Annotated in this window: 11 protein-coding genes; 5 read left to right on the forward strand and 6 right to left on the reverse strand. The window is 63.6% G+C overall.

Features of this window, described 5'->3' with window-relative positions; translation table 11 throughout:
* Nucleotides 1-34 precede the first annotated feature (34 nt).
* Nucleotides 35-1,636, forward strand: coding sequence for a threonine/serine exporter family protein (locus tag P4U43_RS13000; RefSeq protein ID WP_235563340.1), 1,602 nt, complete (start codon nt 35-37; stop codon nt 1,634-1,636).
* A 10-nt stretch (nt 1,637-1,646) separates the two neighbouring features.
* Here P4U43_RS13000 and P4U43_RS13005 read toward each other — a convergent pair whose 3' ends face one another.
* On the reverse strand, nt 1,647-2,390 hold the full coding sequence (locus P4U43_RS13005; RefSeq protein WP_082566194.1) for a uracil-DNA glycosylase: 744 nt from the start codon (nt 2,388-2,390) through the stop codon (nt 1,647-1,649).
* Nucleotides 2,391-2,515: 125 nt separating this feature from the next.
* Here P4U43_RS13005 and P4U43_RS13010 point away from each other — a divergent pair, with 125 nt between their 5' ends.
* The 4 genes from P4U43_RS13010 (at nt 2,516) to groL (ending at nt 5,817) form a co-directional block, all read left to right on the forward strand.
* Entirely contained in the window at nt 2,516-2,821 is a 306-nt protein-coding gene (locus tag P4U43_RS13010; RefSeq protein ID WP_277359121.1) for a DUF3263 domain-containing protein, read from the forward strand.
* Between the two features lie 36 nt (nt 2,822-2,857).
* Nucleotides 2,858-3,550, forward strand: a complete 693-nt coding sequence (locus P4U43_RS13015; RefSeq protein WP_056549987.1) for a LytR C-terminal domain-containing protein — start codon at nt 2,858-2,860, stop codon at nt 3,548-3,550.
* 126 nt (nt 3,551-3,676) lie between these two features.
* Nucleotides 3,677-3,883 (forward strand): cold-shock protein, encoded by a 207-nt coding sequence (locus P4U43_RS13020; protein WP_056549990.1) that lies wholly within the window; start codon nt 3,677-3,679, stop codon nt 3,881-3,883.
* Nucleotides 3,884-4,182: 299 nt separating this feature from the next.
* A complete protein-coding gene (gene groL / locus P4U43_RS13025) occupies nt 4,183-5,817 on the forward strand; it encodes a chaperonin GroEL (protein WP_056549992.1) in 1,635 nt (544 codons plus the stop codon).
* Between the two features lie 173 nt (nt 5,818-5,990).
* Here the strand turns inward: groL and P4U43_RS13030 are convergent, their stop codons facing one another.
* The 5 genes from P4U43_RS13030 to P4U43_RS13050 form a co-directional block, all read right to left on the reverse strand.
* Nucleotides 5,991-6,281 carry a WXG100 family type VII secretion target gene (locus P4U43_RS13030; RefSeq protein ID WP_056549995.1) on the reverse strand — a complete coding sequence of 97 codons (291 nt, stop codon included), beginning with the start codon at nt 6,279-6,281 and terminating at the stop codon, nt 5,991-5,993.
* A gap of 147 nt (nt 6,282-6,428) precedes the next feature.
* Complete coding sequence (locus P4U43_RS13035; protein ID WP_277359117.1) at nt 6,429-7,823, reverse strand: sensor histidine kinase; 1,395 nt, start codon at nt 7,821-7,823, stop codon at nt 6,429-6,431.
* 71 nt (nt 7,824-7,894) lie between these two features.
* Nucleotides 7,895-8,605, reverse strand: a complete 711-nt coding sequence (locus P4U43_RS13040; protein WP_056550000.1) for a response regulator transcription factor — start codon at nt 8,603-8,605, stop codon at nt 7,895-7,897.
* 63 nt (nt 8,606-8,668) lie between these two features.
* Nucleotides 8,669-10,312, reverse strand: coding sequence for a DNA repair helicase XPB (locus P4U43_RS13045; RefSeq protein WP_277359118.1), 1,644 nt, complete (start codon nt 10,310-10,312; stop codon nt 8,669-8,671).
* A partial coding sequence (locus tag P4U43_RS13050) for a helicase-associated domain-containing protein (RefSeq protein WP_277359119.1) occupies nt 10,305-11,138 on the reverse strand: 834 nt, incomplete at its 5' end. The genes P4U43_RS13050 and P4U43_RS13045, both read right to left, overlap by 8 nt.

Below are 11,138 nucleotides of genomic sequence, written 5' to 3' on the forward strand. Positions count from 1 at the left end.
ACGAACGATCATGAGCCAGGAAAGGGGCATAAGAGTGGCAGACAAGACCGGTGCGGGCAAGCGCCGGAGCCCGGATACCAACCCCTCTCCGGTGGCTGAACAGCTTCCCGTCGTGAAGTCGCCGGCATCGCCGGGCAAGGCCAAGTCGAAAATCGCGCGGAAAGCAGCCGCCCGGCCGCAGTCCAACCCGACCGATGCCCTGCCGATCACCCCGCAGTCCGCCCGCCCGGACCGTTCACAGCTGGCAGCCCGCAAGATGCTTCGGCGCCTTGTCCAGGGGGAATCTCCGCCCACCCAGGCGATGAACCTGGTGGAGCGGCTCGCCGGCAGTCCCTATGCCAACCCCACTATCCAGGTGGGAGGCCCCGACGTCGGCGCCCGCCGCACGCTCGATTTCGCGCTCAGTCTCGCTGAGACGATGTTCCGATACGGTGCCGGAGCGCTGGAAGTCGAGACGAGCATCATTGCCGTGACCGCGGCGTTCGGGCTCGACAACATCGAGGTGGACATCACCAACCAGTCGGTGGTGCTCAACTACTCAGCGAAGGACCAGACCCCCACGACCGTTCTGCGCGTGGTACGGTCCTGGACCAACAATTATGCGGGACTGACACGGGTCCACCAGCTGGTGACCGACGTCGTCGACGGCGGGGTGGACCGTTCCGAAGCCATCCGGCGCCTTGACGAGATAACTCACCGGCCCAAGCCTTTCCCGCGTTGGATGGTCACGGCCGCCTTCGGTGTCTTCGCTGCGGCCATCGTGGCGTTCATCGGCGGCGGACCGCTTGGCTCACTGATCTCGTTTGCAAGCTGTATCGGTGTTGACCTGCTCTCGCGTCAGCTGGGGCGTTGGCGGGTGCCTGAATTTTTTGCGACGGCCACCTCGGCCGCCCTCGTCACGTTGGCCGCAGTGCTGTTGTGGTCGCTGAACGTACCGATCGCGCCCGCCCTGGTCGTGGTCGGCGGGATCCTGCTGCTCCTGCCCACCGGCAGGCTCGTATCTGCAACCCAGGACGCGATCAACGGATTCCCGGTGACTGCAGCAGGGAGGTTCCTGTCTGCCTTCCTCGTCTTCGCCGGAATTGTGTCCGGCATCGCCGTTGCGCTGGTGCTCGGCAACCTCCTCGGGGTTCCTGAGCTTGACGTGACGTCGTCGGTCGGCTCCCTGTACCCGCTGCCGGTGGTTGCGGTGCTCATCTTCATCGCGGTTGCAATGATCTGTATTGCCGAGCAGACGGACATGGCCCTGGTTGTACCTACGTCACTCATCGGAACTGCCGGGTTCCTGCTCTATTCGCTCGTTGTGAACCTCGGCGTCGGCTATCGGCTTGCGCCCGCCATTGCGGCTGTCCTGATCGGCATGCTCGCGCGGGTGGTTGCCCTCCGGATGGGCGCACCGCAGCTGGTGGTCGCCGTGCCTGCGGTGATGTTCCTCTACCCCGGGCTCACGATTTTCCGGTCGATGTATGACCTCACAATCGAGACGGACGTGACCGGCGCTGGCGCCATCGGCCTGTTCAACGCTCTCACCATCATTTTGGCCATCGCCGGCGGCGTGGTCCTGGGTGACAATCTGGCACGACCGTTCACCAAGAAGCTCAGCAGCAACGAACGACGCCGTAATCGACGCAGATGATCCGGCGACTCTAGCCGCGAAGCCAGTTCACCGGCTCGGCACCCTGTTCGGCGAGGAGCGCATTGGCCCGGCTGAAGGGCCGGGAGCCGAAGAAGCCGCGGGAGGCTGATAAGGGACTCGGGTGAGCGGACTCGACGAGCGGCGTAGAGCCCAGCAGCGGCTTGAGCTGCTGTGCCTCGCGGCCCCACAGAATGGCAACCAGCGGCTGGTCACGGGCAACCAGAGCCCGGACGGCGGCATCAGTGACTGCGTTCCAGCCAAGCTTCCGGTGGGAACCCGTTTCACCCGCTCGGACTGTGAGGACCCGGTTGAGCAGCAAGACCCCCTCGTCAGCCCAGCACGAAAGGTCACCGTGGCTGGGTGCCGGTGCCCCAAGATCCGTAGACAGCTCCCTGTAGATGTTGACCAGGCTGCGCGGCAGTTTGGTTTGCCGGGTAACGGAGAACGCCAGACCGACGGAGTGTCCGGGAGTGGGGTAGGGGTCCTGGCCGACGATGATGACCTTGACGTGGTTGAGTGGATAGGTGAAGGTCCGCAGTATGTGGTCCGGGCGCGGCAGCACGTGGGCGCCGGCCGCTTGCTCGAGAGCCAGATCCCGGGCCAGCTGGTGAATCTGTGGCTGAACGGGCTGAAGCGCTGCCGCCCAGTCGGAAGCCATGATTTCCTCGAGCGTCGCCGGAGCGGCGAACGGCAGCGCTGCGCCCGTGCCGGAAGGAATGGACAGGGTGGTGCCGCCGTCGTCGTCGTCGTTCATGGTTCTATCTTTGCCCGGATGGGCACTCAAGCTCCACCGCGGGTAAATGACAACGGTGTGATTCGCCACTACCATGGGGAAAGTAAATTGGGCGGAAACGGTGGATTGGACGGTGTGTCGTGAGCATGCAGGGACCGGCGCAGACAGACCAGAACGGCCACGCCGCGGGCTTGCGGGAGTCAGGCCTGGGTGAGCGGGAAGAGCGGATACTTGAGCTCGAGAGACAGTGGTGGAAATACTCGGGGGCCAAAGAGCAGGCCATTCGTGAGCTGTTTGATCTCTCTGCCACGCACTACTACCAGATCCTCAATGCGCTTATCGATACAGAAGCCGCGCTTGCCCATGACCCGATGCTCGTGAAGAGACTGCGTAGACTACGTACAACCCGCCAACGCGCCCGATCAGCGCGCCGTCTTGGCGTCGATGTTTAGCACCCACGTCCACCCAATCCGAGGATTCCCCGCACCATGACCCAATACCCCCGCGACGAATTCGACCAGGTTCCCGAATCCGCCGCCCGGCAGGGAGTCCACCGCGAGCGCATTGTGCCTACGCGATCTAGCGGTCTGGCATTGAAGGTTGTTGCGGGAGTCCTGGTCCTCGCGGTTGGCCTGGCCGCATACTTCCTCTTTCCGCGCCTTGGGCTTGGGCAGGCCAGCGATGTCACTCCGGGGAGCACCAGTTCTGCGCCGATGCCGTCCATCACGGCCGAGGGGGCGGAGGGAGAACCCAGCGAAGACGCCAGTGAATCTGCGGAGCCCACGGAATCTGTGTCGCCCAGTGCCGCACCCACTCCCGGGGAAGAGCCGACTGCCGGCTCGGAACCGACAACCGAAGAGGAACCGACAGCCGAGGCAACCGATTCGCCGTCAGAAGCGGCAGCAGTCGTCGACATCACCCAGCCGGTTGCCGTGCTGAACGCCACCGCGGTCAGTGGGCTGGCAAGCACAGCGGCGGGCAGGCTGCAGGCGGATGGCTGGAACGTGACCCAGATCGGCAACTGGTCCGGCCAGCAGCTGCAGGGGTCCATCGTGCTCTACAACGCAGAGGAGCAGCGCCCCACGGCTGAGGCGCTCGCCGGTGCCCTTGGTATCGGCGCTGTCCAGGGCAATGCGGGTTTCGGCGATATCACGGTGGTGGTCGGCCCCGGCTTCCAGTGAGCCGCCCGGTTAAGGATCAATAACATTCACTGTGTTCCGCATCACTGCTTTCGAGTTCTGGGATTAGATGTATCTCAGCCCCGCCGTCAATAGTTAAGCGGGGGATCTACATAGTGGGAGAACAACATGGCGCAGGGAACCGTGAAATGGTTCAACGCTGAAAAGGGGTACGGCTTCATCACTGTCGATGAGGGCGGGGCGGATGTCTTTGTGCACTGGTCCGCAATAGACATGGAGGGCTACCGTGCACTCGATGAGGGCCAGCGGGTCCAATTCGAAATCGGAGAAGGCCAGAAGGGCCCGCAGGCGGAGGCCGTGCGGCTCGCATCCTGAGCAACCCAAGCAACACTGAACAACGACGGCGCGCTTCCCCTGTCAGGGCTGGTGCGCCGTCGTCGTTGTTTTTCCCCAAGGCGAAACAGCTTGCACTCGCAGTGTGTGAGTGCTAATTATTGTCTTAGCACTCTGGTGTGACGACTGCTAAGACGCCACACTGGGAGTGAACCAGGCAACCTCTGTGGTGAGGGCTGGTTGGGGAGGTACAGAGATCCTCCCGGATCAGTCCGTCCGTCGCGGGCATCACAGGCCGGTAGCAGCATACGCATGACCGTCCCGAAAGGACCTACGCCGTTATGGCCAAGATCATTTCTTTTGATGAAGAGGCACGCCGCGGCCTCGAGCGCGGATTGAACATCCTCGCTGACGCAGTCAAGGTTACGCTGGGCCCCCGCGGTCGCAACGTTGTCCTTGAGAAGAAGTGGGGCGCTCCCACGATCACCAACGACGGCGTTTCCATCGCCAAGGAGATCGAACTCGACGATCCGTTCGAGAAGATCGGCGCCGAGCTGGTCAAGGAAGTTGCAAAGAAGACCGACGACGTCGCCGGTGACGGAACCACCACCGCCACCGTCCTCGCCCAGGCACTCGTCAAGGAAGGCCTGCGCAACGTAGCCGCCGGTGCTGATCCGCTGAGCCTCAAGCGCGGAATCGAGAAGGCAGTTGACGCCGTCACCGCCGAGCTTCTCACCTCCGCCAAGGAGATCGAGACCAAGGAAGAGATCGCAGCTACGGCTTCGATCTCCGCCGGTGACCAGCAGATCGGTGACCTCATCGCTGAAGCCCTCGACAAAGTGGGCAAGGAAGGCGTTATCACCGTCGAGGAGTCCAACACCTTTGGACTCGAGCTTGAGCTCACCGAGGGTATGCGCTTCGACAAGGGTTACATTTCCGGCTACTTCGTCACCGACGCAGAGCGCCAGGAGACGGTCCTTGAAGACCCCTACATCCTGATCGTCAACTCGAAGATTTCCAACGTCAAGGATCTTGTCGCTGTTCTTGAGAAGGTCATGCAGTCCGGCAAGCCGCTGCTGATCATCGCCGAAGACATCGAGGGCGAAGCCCTGGCTACCCTCGTGGTCAACAAGATCCGCGGCACCTTCAAGTCCGTTGCCGTCAAGGCACCGGGCTTCGGCGACCGCCGCAAGGCTCAGCTGGCTGACATCGCCATCCTGACCGGGGGCCAGGTCATCGCCGAGGAAGTTGGCCTCAAGCTGGAGAACGCAACCCTGGATCTTCTGGGCCAGGCACGCAAGGTTGTTGTCACCAAGGACGAGACCACCATTGTCGAGGGTGCCGGCAATGCCGAGGAGATCGCCGGCCGGGTTGCGCAGATCCGCGCCGAGATCGAGAACTCCGACTCGGACTATGACCGCGAGAAGCTGCAGGAACGTCTGGCCAAGCTGGCAGGCGGCGTTGCAGTCATCAAGGCCGGAGCCGCAACCGAGGTTGAGCTGAAGGAGCGCAAGCACCGCATTGAGGACGCCGTCCGCAACGCAAAGGCTGCTGTTGAAGAAGGCATTGTTGCCGGTGGCGGCGTGGCCCTGATTCAGGCCGGCGCCAAGGCATTCGCCAACCTCAACCTTGAGGGCGACGAGGCAACCGGTGCAAACATTGTTCGCATCGCCATCGACGCTCCCCTCAAGCAGATCGCTTTCAATGCTGGCCTCGAGCCCGGCGTTGTGATCGAGAAGGTTCGCGGACTGCCCGCAGGCCATGGCCTCAACGCCGCAACCGGCGATTACGAGGACCTTCTGGCTGCCGGCGTGAACGACCCCGTGAAGGTTACCCGCTCTGCACTGCAGAACGCTGCCTCCATTGCGGGCCTGTTCCTTACCACCGAAGCTGTTGTCGCGGACAAGCCTGAGAAGGCTGCTCCCGCAGGCGGCGGCGACGAAATGGGCGGCATGGGCGGGATGGGCGGCTTCTAAGCTTCCCAGCCTCACCAGCAGGAATACCTGCGAAGACAGTTACACCAAAGGCCGATCCCTTACAGGGGTCGGCCTTTGGGCTGTGCGAGCCGGAAGATTCGTGCAGCTATGGCGGGTTCTCCGGCCTGGAAGCCGCCGCAGCTGCACAAAACTTCGGGGGTGGGCCGGTTCGGCTAGTGCATGAACATGCGGGCGTTGCTCAGCTCTGCCTGACTGTACTGCTCGGTTGCAACGCCGAGAGCCTGGTTGATGCTGGTCAGCGATTCCTCGACCTTGAGCTGGGTTGCACGCCAGTCCGTCACCAGCTGCTGGAAGTTCTGCGAGGCCTGACCCTGCCACTCGGACTCCAGGGATCTCAGCCCCGACTGCATGGCATTGACCTCTGCCTGGAGCCGGGCGATGGTATTTTGCACGTCTGCGCTCTTGGCGGCGAGCGAGTCCGTATTGACGTTGAAGTAGGTCATGGTTCCTCCTGGGCTTCTGCTGTGTATGCGCTGCGCCTTCGACGTTAGAGGGCGCGGGAAGCGGCGCACGCCCTTGGCAGCGGAATGTGGGTAACCTGCCTGCACCCAAGGGGCCGGGGAGGAGGAGTCCCCTGCAAGAATCGCGCGTCAGTCGTCTGCCGGCGGCGTGCTTTCCGTGTCATGCGGCAGCCGAATGGATAAGGTGGCGCCGCCGCCGGGGGTGTCCTCGAGCCGAACGCTTCCATCATGCTGCGCAACCAGCGCCGCGACAATGGCCAAGCCAAGGCCGGTACCGCCGGTTTCCCGGTAGCGTGAGGAGTCTGCCCGGTAAAAGCGCTCGAAGACCCTCGCGGCGTCTTCCTCGGAGATGCCGGGACCGTGGTCGCGTACCTCGATCACCGAATCGCTTCGGCCATGGATCACGGGAGCGACGCCCACGGCAACCTCGATCGGCGACCCTTCGGGCGTATACCGCAGGGCGTTGGTCATCAGGTTTGCGACGACCTGGCGGAGGCGGGCCTCGTCACCGACTGTCGGGGCATGACGCGCCGGTCCACCGTCGAGGCCGATCACGCGGATAGTGCGTTCCGGTGCGATGGCTCGGGCGTCCATGGCGGCATCGTTTCCCAGCACCAGCAGGTCTAGCGGTTGGGACTCGAGGGGCCGCTGCTCGTCGATGCGCGCCAGGGTGAGCAGATCCTCGACCAATTGGCCCATCCGCTTGGCTTCGCTCTCGATACGGCCCATGGCGGCCTTGACGTCGTCGTCGTTCTGGAGGGCACCGTGACGGTACAGCTCGGAAAATCCGCGAATGGTGACCAGGGGTGTACGAAGTTCATGCGAAGCGTCCGCGACGAAGCGGCGCATTTTCCGTTCTGAATCCATCCGGGCTGCAAACGCAGACTCGATGTGCGCAAGCATGGCGTTCAGGGAGCGGGAGAGCCTGCCCACCTCGGTGGCGGGACGCTCAACCTCGACGCGGCGTGAGAGGTCGCCGGCGGCGATCGCCGCCGCTGTCCGCTCGACGCGGCTCAACGGACGGAACTGCCGAGTAACCGCAAGGTAGGCGACGATCGAGGCGGCGGCAATTGAAAAGAGTCCGACTGTGAAGATGATGCGCCCGGCTTCGGACACTGTCTGGTTCAGGGTAGACATGGGGCTGGCAACAGCCACCGACGTGTTGTCCGCCTGCAGCGGGAACACCATGACGCGCCACTCGCTCTCACCCCTGCTCCCGGGAACCGTGAAGCCCTCCACGTCTCGTTCCTCAACTTCTTCGTGATCGAGTAGAGGAAGTTTTGGAACCTCGTAGAGCGCAGACGAGTGGGTTGCGCGGATAGCGTTTCCGTTGGAGTCGAGCCAGACGCCATAGAAGCGGGAAAGGTCCTGACTGGTGTCACTGCCGATGGTGCCGATGGTGTTGGTCACCAGCTGCGCGTTGGCATCGATGTCCTGGTCCATCTGGACTATGAGACTGTTGCGGAGCAGGGAGATGGTCACGATCCCCGTGATGGCAACCGTGAACACCATGAGCAGGGTCATGATGGCGATGAGTTGCGTGCGGAGGGAGGCAGACTTCCAGCGACGTATCACGGCGGGTACAGAGATGCTTGTTACCGCTTGTCAGCGGTGCGCAGCAGGTAACCGACCCCGCGCTTGGTCTGAATCAGCGCCGCGGCATCCGGGTTCTTGTCGATCTTGCGCCGCAGGTAGGAGATGTAGGACTCCACGATGGAGGCGTCTCCGTTGAAGTCGTACTCCCAGACGTGATCGAGGATCTGCGCTTTGGACAGGACGCGGTTCGGGTTCATCATCAGGTAGCGGAGGAGCTTGAACTCTGTGGGGGAGAGGTCAATGACCTCCCCGCCGCGGCGCACCTCGTGGGCGTCGTCGTCCAGTTCGAGGTCATCGACACGGATGACGGCGCCGTCGTCGTCGTGTGGCTGGGTGCGGCGCAGGACGGCGCGGATACGGGCAACCACCTCGTCGAGGCTGAAGGGCTTGGTCACGTAATCATCACCGCCCACGGTGAGGCCGGTGACTTTGTCATCGGTGTCATCGCGTGCCGTCAGGAAGACCACGGGGAAGTGGCGGCCAGCGGCGCGGAGCCGGCGGGTGACGGTGAAGCCGTCCATGTCCGGCAGCATCACGTCGAGGACGGCGAGGTCTGGATTGTGAGTTTCCGCTGCGGCGAGGGCGTCGCGTCCGTTGGCGGCGGCGACAACATCGAATCCCGCGAACCGCAGTGAAGTGGAGAGCAGTTCCCGGATATTCGGCTCGTCATCGACTACAAGCAGTTTGGCTTCAGGTACTGATTTATTCACGATTCCCAGTATGCTCCCAGCAGCTGGGAGTTGTCTGGATGCTTGCTGTATGCGCGTCGGGTGTCAGGTCTGTGGGATGTCTGCGGCATCCATGATGGTGTAGGCGTAGCCCTGTTCAGCGAGGAACCGCTGACGCTTTGCTGCAAAATCCTGGTCGATGGTGTCACGCGCGACGACGGTATAGAACCGCGCTGCCCTACCGTCACCCTTCGGCCGCAGCAGCCGGCCCAGCCGCTGCGCCTCCTCCTGCCGGGAGCCGAAGGACCCTGACACCTGTATTGCCACTGACGCTTCCGGAAGGTCGATCGAGAAATTAGCGACCTTGGAAACAACTAGGATGTGCAGCTCCCCGGAGCGAAAGGCATTGAACAGGCGCTGGCGTTCCTTGACGGACGTCTCACCTTTGATGACGGGAGCATCGAGCCGCTCACCCAGCTCATCCAGTTGATCGATGTACTGCCCGATCACGAGGAGCTGTTCGCCCTTGTGCGAGGCGACCAGCTTCTCCACGACTGTTGTCTTCGTCTCGGAGGTTGCGCACAGACGGTATTTGTCGCCGTCGTCGGCCATTGCGTAGGCGACCCTCTCATCGCGCGGGAGGTCGACCCGCACCTCAACACAGTCCGCAGGCGCAATGTAGCCCTGCGCTTCGATGTCCTTCCAGGGCGCGTCATAGCGCTTCGGTCCAATGAGGGAGAACACCTCGCCTTCGCGGCCGTCCTCACGCACCAAGGTGGCGGTCAGGCCGAGCCGCCGACGGGCCTGCAGGTCAGCGGTCATGCGGAAGATCGGTGCGGGCAGCAGATGAACCTCGTCATACACAATGAGGCCCCAGTCATTGGCGTCGAGCAGTTCGAGGTGCGGGTAGAGCCCGCCGCGGCGCAGGGTCAGCACCTGGTAGGTCGCGATGGTGACCGGCCGGACCTCCTTGACGGATCCGGAGTACTCGCCGATCTCTTCCTCGGTCAGCGAGGTCCGCTTGAGCAGTTCGTCCTTCCACTGCCGGGCGGAGACGGTGTTCGTCACGAGGATGAGGGTGGTCGTGGAGCTCGTCGCCATGGCCGCGGCGCCCACCAGGGTTTTACCTGCCCCGCAGGGAAGCACAACGACGCCGGACCCGCCCGCCCAGAAGTTCTCCGTGGCCACCTTCTGATAGGGACGCAGCGCCCAGCCGTCTTCGTTGAGCATGATGGGGTGCGGGGTGCCGTCAACATAGCCGGCGAGATCCTCAGCCGGCCACCCGAGTTTGAGCAGGAGCTGCTTCAGCTGCCCGCGCTGGGACGAGTGCACCACCACCGTCTCGCCGTCAATGCGCGGGCCCAGAAGCGGCTCGATCTTCTTCGCGTGCAGGACTTCCTCGAGCACGGGGTAGTCGTTGGTGCGCAGCACGAGGCCGTGCTGGTCATCCTTTTCCAACCGCAGCCGGCCGTAGCGGGACATTGTTTCCTCGACGTCGACGAGGAGCGCGTGCGGCACCGGGAAACGGGAGTACTTCAGCAGCGTATCCAGCACCTGTTCGGCGTCGAGCCCTGCCGCGCGGGCGTTCCACAACCCAAGGGGAGTGAGGCGGTAGCTGTGCACATGCTCCGGCGCGCGCTCCAGTTCGGCGAAAGCGGCAATGGCATGCCGGGCTTCGGTGGCCTGCTCGTGATCCACCTCCAGCAGGATGGTCTTGTCGCTCTGGACGATCAGCGGCCCGTTAGGCATCCGTTGAAGCCCCTTCCACAGTTTCCACATCCATGATCCGATGCACGGAAATTACGCGCTCGGTTTCCTTCTCCGGGTCGAAGACCCGTACACGGCCGGCATGGACCGACAGTGGAACAAACACCTGACGGGTGGAATTCCCTGCGCTGTCCGCAAAGCCCATCCGGACGGCCTGCTTTGTTCGGATCGCAGTCCGCAGCGTTTCAAGGCCGATCATCGCCTCGCTTTCGGCTCCTCCGCCCGTGCCGGGCCGGCCGTTGCCCCGCAGCACCGTCATCTGCGCTTCAAGATCTGTCTCCGTAAGTACCCAGGGGTTGGTCCGTACCGCGGACGACGACGGCGCGGAGCCGGCTGCCGCCCGTAAGGTAACCCGCGGTGCCGCGCCGCCCTCCAAGGCGGGCGAATAGCCGAGCTCACGCAGGGAAGCGGCCAATTCAGCCGGCGTGGCCCGGGCCGTCACGACCGTCGGAGCGAGCCGGGCGAGCCCGAGCGAGGCAGCGGCAGGATCAGAGAGCAGGGCCGTTAGAGCGGCGTCGTCGTCGCTTCGAACGTAGCTGGATGCGGGACCAACGCGCAGGGAGCCGTAACGGGCTGCGGTGTCTTCCACCAGATAGCGCAGCGGTTGTGGGACGTTTGTCGCGGAGTGCTTCTCAAGGAAGGTCAGGATTGCCACGGCGTCCTGCCCGTCGTCGAGCGCCCGGCGCACTGACTGTGCGGAGAACCTGTATACGGTTGCCGGGCCCTGCCCCTCCGCGGATGCCAGCAGCGCCAGCTCGCGCGCCACACCCGGCTCAAGGTAGCCCGGCGCTACCGCGGTCAGGCCCGC

The organism is Arthrobacter vasquezii (assembly GCF_029455255.1).
GTDB lineage: Bacteria > Actinomycetota > Actinomycetes > Actinomycetales > Micrococcaceae > Arthrobacter_D > Arthrobacter_D parietis.

What these genes read in the sequence shown, in the direction of transcription:
- P4U43_RS13005 (WP_082566194.1), bottom strand. Translation starts at nt 2,390, where the DNA reads ATGAACGACGACGACGACGGCGGCACCACCCTGTCCATTCCTTCCGGC.
- P4U43_RS13010 (WP_277359121.1), top strand. Translation starts at nt 2,516, where the DNA reads ATGCAGGGACCGGCGCAGACAGACCAGAACGGCCACGCCGCGGGCTTG.
- P4U43_RS13015 (WP_056549987.1), top strand. Translation starts at nt 2,858, where the DNA reads ATGACCCAATACCCCCGCGACGAATTCGACCAGGTTCCCGAATCCGCC.
- P4U43_RS13020 (WP_056549990.1), top strand. Translation starts at nt 3,677, where the DNA reads ATGGCGCAGGGAACCGTGAAATGGTTCAACGCTGAAAAGGGGTACGGC.
- groL (WP_056549992.1), top strand. Translation starts at nt 4,183, where the DNA reads ATGGCCAAGATCATTTCTTTTGATGAAGAGGCACGCCGCGGCCTCGAG.
- P4U43_RS13030 (WP_056549995.1), bottom strand. Translation starts at nt 6,281, where the DNA reads ATGACCTACTTCAACGTCAATACGGACTCGCTCGCCGCCAAGAGCGCA.
- P4U43_RS13035 (WP_277359117.1), bottom strand. Translation starts at nt 7,823, where the DNA reads ATGACCCTGCTCATGGTGTTCACGGTTGCCATCACGGGGATCGTGACC.
- P4U43_RS13045 (WP_277359118.1), bottom strand. Translation starts at nt 10,312, where the DNA reads ATGCCTAACGGGCCGCTGATCGTCCAGAGCGACAAGACCATCCTGCTG.